This window comes from Sporosarcina sp. A2 (genome assembly GCF_050858885.1).
Classification (GTDB): Bacteria; Bacillota; Bacilli; order Bacillales_A; family Planococcaceae; genus Sporosarcina.
In genome coordinates, this window is the sequence record NZ_CP193898.1 from 770,625 (window position 1) to 787,489 (window position 16,865).

Genomic DNA, 16,865 nt, shown 5'->3' on the forward strand with positions numbered 1-16,865 from the left:
GTGAAGCTCTTTGAAAGAAATAATCGGAATGCAATCTAAAAAAAGATTGCGAGCCGTATTCATTATTTTTCTAGTACTAATCGGTGCCACAGTAGGGAAACTTTTTCACGCGCAAATTATCAAACATGAATGGCTTAAAGAGCGGGCACAAGCGAACTGGGATCGTGAAATTCCGTTTGGAGGCGTTAGAGGAGAAATTGTAGACCGCAATGGAAAGTTGATTGTTGGAAACAAACTTGCACCTACGTTGTACTTCATGCCATCTCAAAACCCAGATCCTCAAAGTGCGGCTTCGAAAATTTCACCTATTTTACAAGTTGATCAGACGAAGTTAGCTGAGAAGATGAGTAAGAAAGAATATATGGTCAAATTAGCGCCTGAAGGAAAAAACATTTCGAAGGCACAAGCTGACGAGATTTCAGCTCTAAAGATACCTGGACTCTATACAGGCGTTGACTTTATGCGTAGTTACCCAAATGGTGAACTGCTCTCAAGGCTATTAGGATTCACTGGATATGATGGGAATGGCCTTGCTGGAATTGAATATGCCTATAACGATTTCCTCAATGGAACCGGGGACACAATTAGGATGTATACAGATGCTAGAGGTGTACCGCTTCCTCATGTCGATGATGATTTTCAAGATGGGGAAGAAGGGTCGTCAGTTGTATTGACGATAGATGCTGAAATGCAAAAAGTAGTTGAACGCGAATTAGCACAAGCAATGGAAAAGTATGATGCCAGTCAAGCGCTTGCGATTGTTATGAATCCAAAGACAGGAGAACTTCTTTCCTTAGCATCAGCGCCGACATTCGATCCTTCCAATTATCAGGACGTAAACCCGAACATCTATAACCGCAACTTACCAGTTTGGATGACATTTGAACCGGGTTCTACTTTTAAGATTGTGACACTTGCAGCAGCGCTGGAAGAAAAACTCATAGACTTGGACAATGAAACCTTCCATGATCCAGGGTATACTATGGTAGGTGGCGCTCGCTTACGTTGTTGGAAACGTGAAGGGCATGGTCATCAGTCATTTTTGGAAGTTGTTGAAAACTCATGTAACCCTGGTTTCATCGAAATGGGGCAACGTTTAGGAGAGAAAAAACTTTCTTCTTATATACGTGATTTCGGATTTGGTGAATCGACAGACTCGGGTATTGCAGGTGAAGCAAGAGGTATTTTGTTTGCTGAAGACGCATTCGGCCCAGTCGAACAAGCAACCACTGCATTTGGTCAGGGAATAGCAGTTACTCCTATTCAACAAGTGCAAGCTGTCTCTGCAACTATTAACGGTGGGATGCTGTACAAACCATATATCGTGAAAGAAATTATTGGTCCGGATGGTAAAGCGACTCAATCATTTGTACCTGAAATGAAACGACGTGTCATTAGTGAAGAAACGTCTGCAGAAGTCCGAAGAGCCCTTGAGTCAGTTGTTGCAAATGGTTCAGGACGTAATGCATTCGTCGACGAAATCCGTGTCGGTGGAAAAACGGGTACTGCACAAAAAGTAGAAGATGGAAAGTATAAAGAAGGGGACTACATCGTCTCATTCATAGGGATCGCACCTTCGAATGATCCTGAACTAGTCGTCTATGTAGCAATCGATAGCCCGAAAAACTCTGTTCAGTTTGGTGGGGTTATTGCAGCACCCATTGTCGGAAGGATTATTGAAGAAATCGCACCGTTAGCAGGGATTAAATCACAAAAGGGTCAAATTGAAAAGGAATATCGCTGGGGAGATCCATTGACACAGCTCGTACCTGATCTTCGAGGATTGACGAAAGACGAAGTAGTAAAACAGCAACATACACTCCGTATCGAGTGGCATGGAAATGGGAAGAAGATCGATAAACAATTACCTGTTCCAGGTACAGAAGTACATGAAGAAGATGTTCTTCATGTGTACACGGATTAATGGCAAGACTTACATGAACCAATAACTTGTTTGGGAATACAGAAGGAGAACTATAAATGACGCTCGTCACAACAATCACGGCAATTGCCGTAACATTCGGTTTAACCGCTATACTGGGCTATGCAATTATTCCGTTGCTCAGAAGAATGAAGTTTGGTCAAAGCATCCGGGAAGAGGGGCCGCAAGCCCATTTGAAAAAAGCAGGAACACCGACAATGGGTGGACTCATCTTTCTGGTTGCAATTTTAATCGCAACGCCTATTCTATCTTACATAAATGGCGTGCTCACCACTCAGACAATCGTCTTATTACTCGTTCTAGTTGGATTTGGAGTAATTGGATTCATTGACGATTTCATCATTGTGGTGATGAAACGTAATTTAGGATTAACATCGTTGCAAAAGCTCATAGGTCAAATTATTATCGCGATCTTTGCGTTTTTCCTTTTAAAATTAGGGCCATTCGATACAGTAGTTTCAATACCCTTTACCGGATTTGAACTCGATTTAGGAATATTCTACGTTGTATTCCTTATTTTTTGGCTTGTTGGATTCTCAAACGCTGTGAATTTAACTGATGGGTTGGATGGCCTTGTTTCAGGGACATCTTCAATTGCTTTTACGGCATTTGGTATTTTAGCAGTTGCATATGGTCAGCAGGACATCGCAATGTTTGCATTTGTAGTATCTGGAGCAATGTTAGGGTTCCTCTTATTCAATATGAAACCTGCAAGTGTTTTTATGGGTGATACGGGGTCACTTGCGCTCGGTGGAGCATTAGCAATGATCTCCATGCTCATCAAGCAGGAATTCCTACTACTTATTATCGGGATAGTGTATGTAATTGAAACACTTTCTGTAATTATTCAAGTGATTAGTTTTAAAACTACTGGAAAACGGGTATTCAAGATGAGTCCAATTCATCACCATTTTGAACTTTCTGGATGGTCTGAATGGAAAGTGGTACTTGTCTTTTGGGGAATCGCATTCCTTGCAGCAATTGTACCTGTACTAATGGAGGTGATGTAAATGCAACATGCAGCTCAGTTCATAGGAAAAAAAGTACTCGTTCTCGGTTTAGCAAAAAGCGGTCATGCTGCGGCATCGCTTCTCTCTGATTGTGGAGCTAGCGTTACGTTAAATGATTATGCGCCTGAAAACGGCAATCCCCTCGCTGAAGAGCTACGTACGAAAGGGGTAACTGTGATTTGTGGAGGTCATCCAGAGAATATTTTGGATGGTGGATTTGACTTCATTATTAAAAATCCAGGAATACCTTACAGTAATTCAGTGATTCTACAAGCTGAACAGTTAGAAATCCCGATTTGGACGGAAATCGAGCTGGCGTATTTAATTAGCGAAGCTCCAATAATTGGTATTACAGGATCTAATGGAAAAACGACTACTACAACATTGCTCTATCACATGCTTAGTATTGGCAATCGTAATCCTTTAATTGCGGGTAATATAGGGACTGTTGCAAGTACAGTAGCGTCTGAAGCTACTTCAGACGACGTAATTGTTTTGGAGGCGTCATCGTTTCAACTCATGGGAGTTGGGCAGTTCAGACCCCACATTGCAATTTGGACAAATTTGTATGAAGCCCATTTAGACTATCACGGCAGTGCGCAGGCGTATGCTGAAGCAAAAGCTCAAATTACGAAAAATCAAACACCTACAGACTTTCTAATTTATAATGTGGATCAGCCAGAAATACAACGCTACATTATCGATACACAAGCATCATTAGTTCCATTTACGACGCAAGGAAGATCGGTAGAAGGAATCTCCGCAGATGATGTGTCAATCTATTGGTTAGGTGAACCAATCATTTCGAGAAAGAAAATCACGTTGCCAGGTGCTCACAATCTGGAGAATATCTTGTCTGCGACAGCAGCGGCATTGCTCTATGGTTGTGAGAGAAGCGCTATTGAAAGCGTACTTAGCTCCTTTACAGGGGTTCGTCACCGAATGCAATTTGTCACTGAACACGAGAGCCGTAAGTTTTATAATGATTCAAAAGCAACGAATACGTTAGCGACTAAAAGTGCATTGTCTTCTTTTGAAACACCAACGATTTTAATTGCAGGTGGTTTGGATCGCGGACATTCGTTCGAAGAATTACGCTCTCACATGACGAATGTGAAAGCGGTTATCGGAATTGGTGAAACAGCTGATCGTCTTGTCCAGTTCGCTCAATCATGCGGTGTCAGTATTACTAAAGAGACTGAGACCCTCAAAGAGGCGGTTCAGGAAGCTTACAATGTTTCTGTTAAAGGAGATACGATATTGTTATCTCCAGCTTGTGCAAGCTGGGACCAATACCCTAACTTTGAAGCAAGAGGCGATGAGTTCATAGACGCTGTTCAACTGCTAAACTCTTGATCGTTCTGAATTTCTTAGTTTTGTAAATCTAACAGCGAAAGGATGCACCCACTGCTATCTAAGTATCGATTACTTTTCTTGGTTTCGGCTGTATCGCTTACGGTAATTGGTGTACTTTTCGTACACTCAGCTGCCGCGTACTGGGGAGAAATCAGATATGCTGACGCTGCCCCGTTTGCATTGAAACAACTTATTTACATAGGGGTTTCCATTTCCGTTGCCTACTTGATGATGCGTTCACCTGTTCTTTCTACTGAAAAGTTTTGGACATTCTTCTATGTTGCCTCTGTTATTTTATTAGCAGCAGTCCTTGTACCAGGTATTGGTGCAGTACGGAACGGTTCACAGAGTTGGATTGCTTTAGGGCCAATCAGTTTGCAGCCTGCGGAGTTCATCAAAGTGGCATTGATTGGAAAACTAGCTATGAGTATGAAGAGAAAATCCGGACGAAGAGTTTGGGATTGGCGACATTTCGCTCTCATATTACTACCATTTGCGTTAATCATGATGCAACCTGATTTGGGCTCAGCCGTCATAATGATCGTTTCGGCATTCGCTGTGCTATTTATAGCGGGTTATCCTCTTTCGTTCTTTTCAATTTTAGGTATTGCAGGAATTGGAGGGTTCGCTGCTTTAATTATTGCAGCGCCTTATCGATTAGCGCGCATCAAATCATATATCGATCCGTGGAGTGATCCACTCGGTAAAGGTTTCCAAGGTATTCAGTCATTGTTTGCAATCGCTCCAGGTGGTCTCCTAGGCCATGGTTTTGGCAATAGCAGACAAAAGTATTTGTACTTGCCAGAGCCACAAAACGATTTCATTTTCTCAATCATCGCCGAAGAGATAGGGTTTATAGGAGCAACAGTCGTTTTGCTACTGTTTGTGTGTTTGTTAATTGGCGCGTTTGGCATTGCAATCCGTACCACGGGTTGGAGAGAATGTCTGTTAGTATCTGGAATGGCGTCTATCATACTATTCCAAACATTTTTGAATGTTGGTGTCGTCTCGGGATTGTTACCAGTTACTGGTGTAACGTTGCCGTTCATCAGTTATGGCGGCTCATCTATGTTAACGACATGGCTCGCAGTAGGAGCAATTTTACATTTCTCTAAACAGAAGTAGATTGAGTGAAAAGGAGGGGGAGGAAATGGAGAAGGTTATCGACATTGAAGAGCGAATTCCGTCTATGCGTAAAAAGCGAAGAAAAAAGACGAACCGGAAATTCATCTTCATTTTACTTACTTTTGTAATGGTCCTCCTCGTCCTCCTTTACTTTCAATCACAGGCGAGTAAAATCGACGTTGTGAAAATGAACGGAGCTGTCTTGCATGACAAAGAATTCTATCTGCAACAAGCACAGATCATTCCAGGAGACTCACTATGGGGATTCAATACAACTGAAGCAGCTGAACGTCTTCAAGATGTAGAAGGGGTTCAGCAAGCTTCTATTACGCGCAAATGGTTCCGAGACGTAGACATCACTATTCAAGAGTGGACCCCGATTGCCTGGATAGACCAAAAAGGGCAATACGCGTTGATACTTGAAAACGGAGATTTATTTGTTCCCGATAGTGAACCCGTTGTTGATATACCAATCGTCAATGGATTTGAAGAAGACGACACGCGGAAATTGTTAGCATCTCAGCTACTTGAGCTCGACGATTCCGTATACCAACTTGTTTCAGAGATTCAAGAGCCTGAAGATGCAGATTCAGACCAAATCATTTTATATATGGATGATGGATTTGAAGTTCATGCTTCGCTCGGGACGTTAGCAGAAAAATTGTCCTATTATGCTGAAATCGTGGATCAGTTGGAGGGTTCAGAAAAAGGTGTAATCGATGTAGAAGTTGGCACGTATTTCACACCATATAGCAAACTATACGGTAACCAAGAAGATACAGCTAAAGAAGATGCTACCCGAGAAGACGGAACCCAAGAAGAAGGTGATACTAGTGAATCTGAAGACGAATGATCGCAAAAAACGAACGAATCGTATTTTATATGCGCTTGTGTTTTTAATACTTGGGTTCATGCTTTCATTTTCTTACCGGACACTAGGACCGGGCTCTGAAACGCAACAACTGAGGTCTGGAATAGATTCAAGGGAAGAAGGTTACAGGGAAGATTTGATTGAGCAAAAAGAGCGTAACAAACAGCTTACAGATGAAATCCTATCCAAGCAAAAAGCTATTGTTGAAGTGGAGCAACTGCTCAGTGACTCTGAAGAAAATCATGACAAACTTGTTAAACAAGCTAGAGGACTACGATTATTGCTTGGAGTCGTACCATCGAGTGGGCAAGGTGTTCGGGTGGAGCTGGCAGATGGTGATTATGATCCGACTCAACAAAACCCGAACGAATATATTGTGCATGAAAGTCAAGTATTGTTAGTCGTCAATGAACTGAAAATTGCGGGAGCGCAAGCACTTTCTATTAACGGACAACGACTAAATGCTAATTCCAGTATAAAATGTACAGGCCCTGTAATTACAGTGGATGGACAAACCTATCCAGCTCCTTTTGTAGTTGAAGCCATAGGAGATTCAAATGCACTGAACTCATCGCTTACTTTAAAAGGTGGCGTTAGCGATAGTCTACTGTCAGATAACATCCAGATAAAAATTGAGAAACGCAAAGAAATTTTGATGCCTGCATTACGAGATGATGTGCAAGGATAATGGAATCCGACGAGAGAGGATGAGTGTTTATGAAGCGTAAGTGGATGTTTACTTTCATTCTGCTCATTGTCGGTTTTATGGTCGCAGTTCAGTATAATACGGTTCAGCAACCGGCGGAGCGGGATACACGAGACTTATGGGCGATCCGCAATGAGTTAGCGAAAGAACGGAAACTCCATTCAGAATTATTGACAGAAGTTCGAGAGTTGGACATAACGCTTAGTAAGTATAATGCTTCCGAAGGGGAAAGTGCAGGTAAGGCGTTAGCTGAAACGGTTCAAAGTCTGCATGAAAAGGCGGGCATGACCGATCAAACTGGGCCTGGTATTGTTATAGATGTCGTCCCTTCAGAAGAGAGTATTGCATTAGGGACACCCTTGCACGAAGTAAGCCCTGAGCTTCTAACACGTTTTGTTAATGACGTAAATCGATTCAAAAATATTGACATGGAAATCGATGGTAAGCGTCTCACTGCTTTAAGTGCAATTCGGGATATAAATGGAGAGACGACAGTGAATGGACTGCCTGTGGCATTGCCACCATTTCAAATAAAGATATTATCCGCAGACTTGGGTATTAGTGAAAAATTATATAATTTTTTACAGTCATCATCATTACTTGATGACTTTTACTTAGACGATTTTGTTTTAGAGATTCATGAGCCAGATGCTGAGGTCACAGTTACAGGCCGGCTGGACCAATTTGAAAATCGCTTTCTGAAAGAACTGCCTAAGGGGGGCTGACGATGTGGTTACCGATATTAGGGTTATTACTTGGTGTATCGCTAGGATTTCTATCGGATATCCAGATACCTCAAGAATACGGTAATTATTTGTCCATTGCCGTATTGGCAGCACTCGATACGTTACTAGGTGGAATTCGTGCACACTTGCAACGAGTTTACGATGACCAAGTATTTATCACTGGATTCTTCTTCAATATTATATTAGCTGCAGCTCTTGCATTCCTCGGAGTACACCTCGGTGTAGATTTATATTTGGCTGCTATTTTCGCTTTCGGTGTCCGGTTATTCCAGAATCTAGCTGTCATTCGTCGGGTATTATTAACGAAATGGTCAGAGTATCGTAAAGTTTCTACGACAAATACTTCAAAATGAAAGGATTTCGAGAGGGGATGGCGAAAATATTTAGACAAGGCATGAAGAATACAATAGAATGGAAGAAGAGTCACAATGGGAGGTGCCAAAGATGAGTCAGTCAAATATGTATGTATCATTAGACATCGGGTCCTCCACTATCAAAGTCCTAATCGGTGAGGTGGATGGCGGATCCTTGCATGTAATCGGGGTCGGTAATGTTCAATCCGCCGGTATTCGCAAAGGATCCATTGTGGACATCGACGCAACAGTACAATCTATCCGGAAAGCGGTCGAGCAGGCAGAACGGATGACAGGGTTACAAATTAAAGAAGTTGTACTTGGTATACCTTCAAACGGTGTTACTTTGCAGGATGTAAAAGGGGTTGTCGCTGTAAACTCGGTAAACCGCGAAATTACAGATGACGATTTAGATCGTGTGATGGAGTCAGCACAATTAATGTCTGTTGCACCTGAACGAGAAATAGTGAATATCATTCCTAAGCAATTTATTGTGGATGACTATGATGAAATAAAAGATCCAAGAGGCATGATCGGTGTCCGTCTTGAAATGGATGGCACAATGATAACTACGTCTAAAACACTTGTACACAACATTCTTCGTTGTGTAGAACGCGCCGGATTATCTATTCGTGAAATTTACTTGCAACCGCTCGCTTCGGGGACGTTTGCATTGACAGAAGATGAAATGAATCATGGAACGGCATTCATTGATATCGGTGGTGGTTCTACGACGGTTTCGTTATTCTGGGATAATCGATTTGCGGCAACAGCTGTGCTACCTGTAGGCGGAGATCATATTACAAAAGACCTTTCAATTATTCTTAAAACAACTACTGAACAAGCTAGAAAAATTAAGCATCAGTATGGACATGCGTTTTATGATGACGCTTCTGATGATGAACTATTTGAAGTTCCAGTCGTTGGTGCAGATACCAAAGATCAATATAGCCAAAAATACATATCGGAGATTATCGGAGTGAGACTTGAAGAACTGTTCGAACTAGTTCTTGAAGAGCTGTATCACATGGGTATTCGTGATCTACCGGGTGGTGTTGTGTTGACGGGTGGCACAACCAAAATGGATGGTATTTTGCAATTAGCGCGTCATGTACTCAATACACGTGTCCGCATTCATACGCCTGAATATATTGGTGTTCGTGAACCAATGTACTCGACTGCTGTCGGACTAATTCGCTATGCTAGCATGGAGGATGTATTCTTTGGTGAAGGTCATTCAGAACCAATGGGACAAGCGTACGATGAAACTGCTGCTGCACCAGCTACGAGAAAGAGTCAAGACCCTAAACAACCAAAAGATTCAATTCTTGGTAAAACAAAACGCTTTTTCGATAGCTTTTTCGAGTAAAAGGTTCCAAACTAGATGGTGAATGATTAGGAGGAGAAGAGATGCTAGAGTTTGATACGAATATTGAAGCGCTCGCAGTCATCAAAGTAATCGGTGTTGGTGGCGGTGGGAACAACGCAGTAAATAGAATGATTGAGCACGGTGTACAAGGTGTAGAGTTCATTGCGGTGAATACAGATGCACAAGCTCTTAACTTATCTCTTGCTGAAGTTAAACTTCAAATTGGTGGAAAGTTAACACGCGGTTTAGGTGCAGGAGCTAACCCTGAAGTAGGGAAAAAAGCTGCTGAAGAAAGTCGTGAGCAGTTAGAAGAAGCACTTCGTGGTGCTGATATGGTATTCGTTACAGCAGGTATGGGTGGCGGAACAGGAACGGGAGCCGCACCAGTTATTGCTCAGATCGCTAAAGATATTGGTGCATTGACTGTTGGTGTTGTGACACGTCCATTCACATTCGAAGGACGCAAACGTTCGACACAGGCAATCGGTGGTATTACAGCAATGAAAGAATCTGTGGATACGCTAATCGTCATTCCGAATGACAAGTTACTTGAAATTGTGGATAAAAACACGCCAATGCTTGAAGCATTCCGTGAAGCGGATAATGTACTTCGTCAAGGTGTACAAGGTATTTCAGACTTGATCGCTGTGCCGGGTCTCATTAACTTGGACTTTGCTGATGTGAAAACAATTATGTCTAACAAAGGTTCAGCTCTAATGGGAATCGGGATGTCCACTGGTGAAAATCGTGCATCTGAAGCTGCTAAGAAAGCAATTTCCAGCCCATTGCTTGAAACATCGATTGATGGAGCAAAAGGTGTGTTGATGAACATTACGGGTGGATCTAATTTAAGTCTATTCGAAGTACAAGAAGCAGCTGATATTGTTGCTTCCGCATCTGATGAAGATGTAAATATGATTTTCGGTTCAGTTATCAATGATGACTTGAAAGACGAAATCATCGTGACAGTAATTGCTACTGGATTTACTGAAGAGCAAATCACTCAAGTAAGAGGAAATCGCTCAGCGGCCTTTAGTGGAGTTCGTCAGCGTGAAACTCAAGCTCAACAACCGAATCCGACTCAAAACAATCCGATTCGTCACGAAGAGCAACACCAGCAGCCGGTTCAACAAGAACCAGTTCGCAACCAACAACAGTCACAACAAGACGATGGTTTGGATATTCCTACATTCCTTCGCAATCGTCGTCGTAAATAAGTCGTACTATACAACCTCCAGCATCTCATGCTGGAGGTTTTTTTCTGTTTCACTATCGAATAATCTGTCGAACTTTTCTTTGAACTCTATGCCTTGAACTGACAAACCTCGTAAAGATAAAGTGGTAATCTTGCAAACAAGGAGGACAGCCTATGTATGGGGAAGTCATGATCGGCATAAATATGATCTTCAATTATACAGTTCTGTCATTTGCGAATGCGATCGGGAATGCAAAGATCAGTAAAAAGCGATTGATGGTGGCCGCCTTAGTGGGAGCTATTCCTGCCGTAACAATTCCAGGGTCCCTACTCGCTTCAATGGTTGCCTTTATACTCATGACAGGCTGTGCATTCGGTTTTTCAGTACGACTTTGGAAAGCGTCCGCGGGTTTAGTTTTGATTGGTGCATTTTTAGCAGGAGGACTGTTGTCAGCGCTCCCATTCAGTAGCTGGGGGAAAGATTTTCAGTTTCGCTTACTTTTCTGCGCTATTCTCGCATACTTAAGCCTACAGATTGTAAAAGCTAAGTGGCTTGATGTTCGAAAAATTAGTAGGTTTTCCGAGTTTTCTGGTCACTCTAAATTACAGATATTCGGCTCATCTATAGAACTTACTATATTTATTGATACAGGGAATAATTGCACTGAACCATTATCGAACGACGCTGTCCATTTCGTTTCACTTCGAGCAGTGCAGTCAGTAATTCCAGAGGAAGTGCTCGAATGTCTACGACAATCTGGAGATTCCCGGAATGCTCTACCAGACCTTTCACACTTTCCAACGAACTTCCGTAAGCAGTTGCGTTTAATTCGAGTTCAAACTGTCGAAGGGGCTAATTGGGCAGTAGGGATTAGGTTTGACGAATGGGAATTAGAAGGAAATCGTTTTCTCGAGAAGGGTTATATTGTGTTAACAGCTGATGATGCACGATATCCACACAATGCGTCTGCTATTTTACATGTCTCTGCCTTGGAATCTAAGGAACAGGAAAGGGGAATGTTGCATGCTACATGAATTGAAGAAGTGGTTAGCAGTCTTAGCAGGAATCTTTAAGAAGAAAAATGGGACGTACTATATTGGTGGACACGAGTCTTTGCCTAAACCATTGACTCGTGAGGAAGAAGCAGAAACAATTGCAGCTTACATGGCGGGTGATCAGCAGGCAAGAGATCGCCTGATTGAAAAAAACTTACGCCTGGTTGTCTACATCGCTAGACGTTTCGACAACACGAATACACATATTGAAGACTTAATCAGCATTGGAGCAATTGGCCTTATTAAAGCTATTGAAACATTTAAAAGTGATAAGAACATTAAGCTGGCAACATATGCATCACGTTGTATTGAGAATGAAATATTGATGCACTTGCGAAAGACGAATCGGACACGTTCTGAAATTTCCTTTGATGAACCGCTCAATTCGGATGCGGACGGGAACGAATTGCTCTTATCTGATATTTTAGGGACGGATGAAGATATTATTACAGATGATGTCGAAAAGAAACTCGAACGACAACATATGATTGATGCTGTAACAACGTTAAGTGATAGAGAACGACATATTATGGAATGCAGATTCGGATTGACTGGCAAAGTTGAAATGACTCAAAAAGAAGTTGCTGATCTGCTAGGCATTTCACAATCGTATATTTCACGCTTAGAAAAGAAGATAATTTCAGAGCTTCGTGAACAATTGAATCATCCAATTGCGTAATGGTTGAAATTGGTGATGTCGAAAACCGAATAGAACTCCACTTGAAGGATAAGCTATCCCGTACAGTCATCTACAGAATACGGAGGAATTCAGATGGTACGTACAAGAGTGGAAATTTGCGGTATCGACACATCTACCTTGCCGCTTCTGTCGAGTGGGGTTATGAAAGAGACATTCATCCGTCTACAAAGTGGTGATGAATCAGCTAGAGATGAGCTAGTAACGGCTAATTTACGCCTTGTGTTGAGTCTGGTGCAGCGCTTTGCGTATCGCGGTGAGCAAGCAGATGATTTGTTCCAAGTAGGTTGTGTGGGATTGTTGAAATCAATTGATAACTTCGATTTAAAGCATAACGTTCGTTTTTCAACATATGCAGTACCTATGATTGTTGGAGAGATCAAGCGCCACTTGCGTGATCATCATTCTGTTCGAGTATCGCGTTCGCTAAGAGATATTGCTTACAAAGCAATTCGTGCAAAAGAAGAATTTATTAATGAACATCAAAAAGAACCGAGAATATCGGATCTCTCAAAAATGACAGACATCCCCGAAGAAGATATCCTTTTTGCGCTCGATGCAATCCAAGATCCTATGTCCTTGCACGAACCGATGAATGGTGAGGGCGGAGATCCAGTATATATGATGGATCAGTTACATGATAAAACCGTTTCGGAAGAACGGTGGTCCACATATGTATCCATGAAAGAAACGATGACTGAACTGGATACCCGTCAACAACTGATATTATCTAAACGGTTTTATCTTGGACAGACGCAGACTGAAATTGCAAGGGAGCTCGGGATTTCTCAAGCTCAAATTTCAAGACTTGAAAAACAGGCGATTGCACAGATACGTGAAGGGATGGAACAAAGTAACTAATTAGGAACGCAATGCGCTAAGTGCATTGCGTTTTTTTTATGCCCTTCTGCATAGAATGTAGTAAAGGAGGAGTTCTATGCGCTTTTCTGAATTTCAAAAAAAAGAAGTTATCGACATGCAGCGTGGGAAATTTCTAGGGTTTATTCAAGATGCGGCGATCGATATTTCAAAAGGGAAGATTGATACGTTGCATATTGGCGATACAGAACGGTCATTCTTTCTAGAAACACGTGTGAAAGATCAAAAGCATTTTAATTATGAAGAAGTTGTGACGATTGGAAAAGATATCGTACTAATACAAAAGAAACTGCCAAAAGAGTGACTTATCATTGATAACTAAGTGTCTGCTTGATACAATGGAACAAAGTATCGAGAAAAGTAGTGATTGAAATGACACCATTACAACAACGTATCGAAACAATTGAAGATACAATATGCCAGGCATGTGAACGTGTGGGCAGGGACCGTCAAGAGGTCACAGTGATTGCAGTCACTAAACAAGTGTCTACAGAGCGTACACAACAGGTCTTGGAATCAGATATCGTCCATCTGGGAGAAAACCGTCCTGAAGGACTTCTTGCGAAGCAGCAAGCGATTCCCCAAGGAGCCGTCTGGCATTTCATTGGAAATGTACAAAGTCGAAAAGTTAAAGAGATTATTGAACGTGTCGATTATCTGCATTCATTGGATCGAATAAGTATTGCCAACGAGATTCAAAAGCGTTCAGCGGAACCGGTGGATTGTTTCGTACAAGTTAACGTTTCCGGTGAAGATTCGAAATCTGGATTAAAACCGTCTGAAACAGAAGGATTCATAGAAGCATTGAAAGACTATGATAAAATTAGAGTGATTGGCCTTATGACGATGGCCCCTTTAACAGAAGATCGCGAAGAGATTAGAAATGTTTTTAAAAGTCTTCGAGAACTCCGTGATGATTTAGCGTCAAAAAACATGAAACACGCTCCAGTTACCAAATTGTCAATGGGTATGTCTAATGATTACAGCATTGCAATCGAAGAGGGCGCTACCCATGTTCGGATTGGGACGGCACTCGTCGGTTCGGAGAGCGAGGGAGACGAATGAGTATTAAAAACAAATTCGAGAAATGGTTTTACCTTGATGAAGAAGAAGCGGCTGCATCTCAAGAAGTAGCTACCAAGCAGCAAGCCCCTATCCCGACGGAGAGAAAACAAAGCAAGCAATCTTCTATGAAAAATGCTCCCTTGCCTAAACAGAACCGTAAGGAGCCTATGCCAGCCGGGAACATTGTAAGCTTGCAAAGCGTCCAGAAAGCATCAAAGGTTATCTTAGTAGAGCCACGTGTCTATGCTGAAGCACAAGATATTTCCGAACATTTAACAAACAAGCGTGCAGTCATTGTAAACTTGCAACGTATTGACCGAGATCAAGGAATTCGTATTGTCGATTTTCTTAGTGGATCGGTTTATGCATTAAATGGAGATATTCAACGAATTGGTACAGATATCTTCCTATGCGTTCCGGAAAACGTGGAAGTAAATGGGTCGATCTCCGACTATATGAATGAAAGAAACTAAATGAGGTGTCCGAACTGTAATGGATTTAATACTGTTTCAAATCTACCGTTTATTAACGTATGCATTATCAATTTATTCGGTTCTCCTCGTCATCTATATTTTGATGTCGTGGGTACCCGCATCTAGAGAGACGAAATTCGGAAAAATCATTGCGAAAATTGCAGAGCCCTATTTAGGGTTCTTCCGGAAGTTCATACCACCACTTGGCATGATTGATATTTCACCGATTGTTGCATTATTCGCCTTGCAATTTATTGGAAAAGGTCTAGCACCAGTCTTTATATGGCTATCACGTATGCTTTAATAACAATTCTCATAAGTTAATTCAATCCTCACGCTGTGGGGATTTTTTGATAAGGAGACGAAATTGATGGAAGGAATCTTGCAGCATTTCAGAAAAGAAGAACAGCCGTTTATTGATCTTGCCATGGATTGGGTGAGAGAGGTAGAAGATCTTTACTCTCCTAAGTTGACCGACTTTCTAGATCCACGTCAACGGTTCATTGTGGATTCGATAGTTAAAGGGAGTGGATTGCTTACTTCTGGAGACGGAGGATTTGAGGGTGCCGAGCGAAAACGTGTACTTATTTATCCTGACTATTACGAACCGACCCGCGCTGATTTTCAAATCACTGTTTTTGATGTCCGATACGCATCCAAATTTTTGACTCTTGAGCATCCAGCCGTTCTTGGAGCACTCATGGGACTAGGATTAAATCGTGCTAAGTTCGGTGATATCCGTTTAAAAGATGAGGATGTTCAACTAGCAACTGTAACTGAGTTGAGTACGTACTTGACTGCGAATTTCACGGCGGCAGGAAAAGCGAAAATTCATCTAACAGAGCTTAGTGAACGTGGAAGCTGGATTGCGCTTGAAGAATTGTGGATAGAAGAAACGCAAATCATCAGTTCACTCCGTCTTGACACTGTTCTTGCATCACTATTGAATATTGCTCGCCAAAAGTCTGGAACTTACATTCATGGAGGAAAAGTGAAAGTGAATTGGCGCGTCGTCGACCAGCCTTCATTTGAATTGAATGAATCTGATGTACTTTCCATACGAGGTCATGGCCGCTTTAAAATCATGGCTATTGAAGGTAGGACTAAAAAAGATAAGATTCGATTGGTTACTGGGAAGTTGGAATGATTTTTGCGGACAGACTTTAGAAAAAGTCTATTTTCTGTTATAGTCAACAAAAGACGTATTAGACCATCAAAAGGGGAGAGACATGCATGGCGCTTACACCAATTGATATACATAATAAAACGTTCGGTAGCAGATGGCGTGGATATGATGAAGACGAAGTAAACGAATTCCTAGAGCAATTGATGAAAGACTACGAAAACGTGCTTGAAGAGAATAAAGAGTTAACACGCAAACTAAAAGAAACAGAAGACCAAGTTGCACACTTTAATGCGATTGAGTCAACGTTGCAGAAATCAATTATGGTTGCACAAGAAGCTGCTGAAGATGTACGCAGAAACTCCACTCAAGAGTCTAAGCTCATCATTAAAGAAGCTGAAAAGAATGCAGACCGCATTGTCAACGAGGCGCTTTCTCGTTCACGTGAGATTTCAATTGAAATCGAAGACTTGAAAAAGCAGTCTAAAGTGTTCCGTAACCGATTCCGTATGTTGATCGAAGCACAGTTGGATTTAGTGAAGATGGATGATTGGGATACACTTCTCGATTACGAACAGAACACAAAGCAACTGGAAGCAGCTGCAGATCGCGAATAAAGGTCACTTGACTTTATAAGTAGTTCGACCCTATAATATGTTTCATATTGAATGACAGGCATTGAAAGAGACAGTACGTTCCAAGTAGGCTGTATAAAGCGAGTTGGGGACAGTGGAAGCCCGATTACAGGTTGGAAAAGAAAATCACTCTGGAGCCGGATTGCAGTTCTGTAATCCCGGAGCACACCCCGTTACGGTGTTCGAGAGGTAGTCGGTATTCTTCCGACTGCAACTAGGGTGGTATCGCGAGCACAGTCCTCGTCCCTTTTATAGGGACGGGGA

Annotated in this window: 19 protein-coding genes and 1 other annotated feature; all 19 genes read left to right on the top strand. The window is 41.9% G+C overall.

The genetic code is table 11. From position 1 onward, the window contains the following. Positions 1 to 28 precede the first annotated feature (28 nt). Positions 29 to 1,924, top strand: coding sequence for a stage V sporulation protein D (locus ACRPI0_RS03450; protein ID WP_432355875.1), 1,896 nt, complete (start codon positions 29 to 31; stop codon positions 1,922 to 1,924). Positions 1,925 to 1,980: 56 nt separating this feature from the next. Then, positions 1,981 to 2,952, top strand: coding sequence for a phospho-N-acetylmuramoyl-pentapeptide-transferase (gene mraY, locus ACRPI0_RS03455; protein WP_432354884.1), 972 nt, complete (start codon positions 1,981 to 1,983; stop codon positions 2,950 to 2,952). After that, complete coding sequence (gene murD, locus ACRPI0_RS03460; protein WP_432354885.1) at positions 2,953 to 4,308, top strand: UDP-N-acetylmuramoyl-L-alanine--D-glutamate ligase; 1,356 nt, start codon at positions 2,953 to 2,955, stop codon at positions 4,306 to 4,308. A 42-nt stretch (positions 4,309 to 4,350) separates the two neighbouring features. Then, positions 4,351 to 5,433 (top strand): putative lipid II flippase FtsW, encoded by a 1,083-nt coding sequence (ftsW, locus tag ACRPI0_RS03465; RefSeq protein WP_432354886.1) that lies wholly within the window; start codon positions 4,351 to 4,353, stop codon positions 5,431 to 5,433. Between the two features lie 25 nt (positions 5,434 to 5,458). Continuing rightward, entirely contained in the window at positions 5,459 to 6,286 is an 828-nt protein-coding gene (locus ACRPI0_RS03470; RefSeq protein WP_432354887.1) for a cell division protein FtsQ/DivIB, read from the top strand. After that, a complete protein-coding gene (locus tag ACRPI0_RS03475) occupies positions 6,267 to 6,992 on the top strand; it encodes a DUF881 domain-containing protein (protein WP_432354888.1) in 726 nt (241 codons plus the stop codon). Before ACRPI0_RS03470 ends, ACRPI0_RS03475 begins: the two co-directional genes overlap by 20 nt. A gap of 29 nt (positions 6,993 to 7,021) precedes the next feature. Next, positions 7,022 to 7,735: a DUF881 domain-containing protein gene (locus ACRPI0_RS03480; RefSeq protein ID WP_432354889.1), complete on the top strand. Its 714-nt coding sequence runs from the start codon at positions 7,022 to 7,024 to the stop codon at positions 7,733 to 7,735. Positions 7,736 to 7,737: 2 nt separating this feature from the next. After that, complete coding sequence (locus ACRPI0_RS03485) at positions 7,738 to 8,109, top strand: small basic family protein (protein ID WP_432354890.1); 372 nt, start codon at positions 7,738 to 7,740, stop codon at positions 8,107 to 8,109. Positions 8,110 to 8,200: 91 nt separating this feature from the next. Then, complete coding sequence (gene ftsA / locus ACRPI0_RS03490; RefSeq protein ID WP_432354891.1) at positions 8,201 to 9,478, top strand: cell division protein FtsA; 1,278 nt, start codon at positions 8,201 to 8,203, stop codon at positions 9,476 to 9,478. Positions 9,479 to 9,519: 41 nt separating this feature from the next. Next, a complete protein-coding gene (gene ftsZ, locus ACRPI0_RS03495; RefSeq protein WP_432354892.1) occupies positions 9,520 to 10,695 on the top strand; it encodes a cell division protein FtsZ in 1,176 nt (391 codons plus the stop codon). Between the two features lie 152 nt (positions 10,696 to 10,847). After that, positions 10,848 to 11,708 carry a sigma-E processing peptidase SpoIIGA gene (locus ACRPI0_RS03500; RefSeq protein ID WP_432354893.1) on the top strand — a complete coding sequence of 287 codons (861 nt, stop codon included), beginning with the start codon at positions 10,848 to 10,850 and terminating at the stop codon, positions 11,706 to 11,708. Then, a complete protein-coding gene (sigE, locus tag ACRPI0_RS03505; RefSeq protein ID WP_432354894.1) occupies positions 11,698 to 12,408 on the top strand; it encodes an RNA polymerase sporulation sigma factor SigE in 711 nt (236 codons plus the stop codon). The genes ACRPI0_RS03500 and sigE overlap by 11 nt, the downstream gene beginning before the upstream one ends. 93 nt (positions 12,409 to 12,501) lie before the next feature. Further along, complete coding sequence (gene sigG, locus ACRPI0_RS03510; protein WP_432354895.1) at positions 12,502 to 13,287, top strand: RNA polymerase sporulation sigma factor SigG; 786 nt, start codon at positions 12,502 to 12,504, stop codon at positions 13,285 to 13,287. A 76-nt stretch (positions 13,288 to 13,363) separates the two neighbouring features. Beyond that, positions 13,364 to 13,609, top strand: coding sequence for a PRC-barrel domain-containing protein (locus tag ACRPI0_RS03515; protein ID WP_432354896.1), 246 nt, complete (start codon positions 13,364 to 13,366; stop codon positions 13,607 to 13,609). 26 nt (positions 13,610 to 13,635) lie between these two features. After that, on the top strand, positions 13,636 to 14,370 hold the full coding sequence (locus ACRPI0_RS03520) for a YggS family pyridoxal phosphate-dependent enzyme (protein ID WP_432354897.1): 735 nt from the start codon (positions 13,636 to 13,638) through the stop codon (positions 14,368 to 14,370). Further along, positions 14,367 to 14,843, top strand: coding sequence for a cell division protein SepF (locus tag ACRPI0_RS03525; protein WP_432354898.1), 477 nt, complete (start codon positions 14,367 to 14,369; stop codon positions 14,841 to 14,843). The genes ACRPI0_RS03520 and ACRPI0_RS03525 overlap by 4 nt, the downstream gene beginning before the upstream one ends. A gap of 19 nt (positions 14,844 to 14,862) precedes the next feature. Further along, a complete protein-coding gene (locus ACRPI0_RS03530; RefSeq protein ID WP_432354899.1) occupies positions 14,863 to 15,147 on the top strand; it encodes a YggT family protein in 285 nt (94 codons plus the stop codon). A gap of 66 nt (positions 15,148 to 15,213) precedes the next feature. Continuing rightward, positions 15,214 to 15,990, top strand: a complete 777-nt coding sequence (locus ACRPI0_RS03535) for an RNA-binding protein (RefSeq protein WP_432354900.1) — start codon at positions 15,214 to 15,216, stop codon at positions 15,988 to 15,990. A gap of 86 nt (positions 15,991 to 16,076) precedes the next feature. Further along, a complete protein-coding gene (locus ACRPI0_RS03540) occupies positions 16,077 to 16,583 on the top strand; it encodes a DivIVA domain-containing protein (protein WP_432354901.1) in 507 nt (168 codons plus the stop codon). Positions 16,584 to 16,635: 52 nt separating this feature from the next. Further along, positions 16,636 to 16,852, top strand: a binding site (T-box leader). Positions 16,853 to 16,865: the final 13 nt, after the last annotated feature.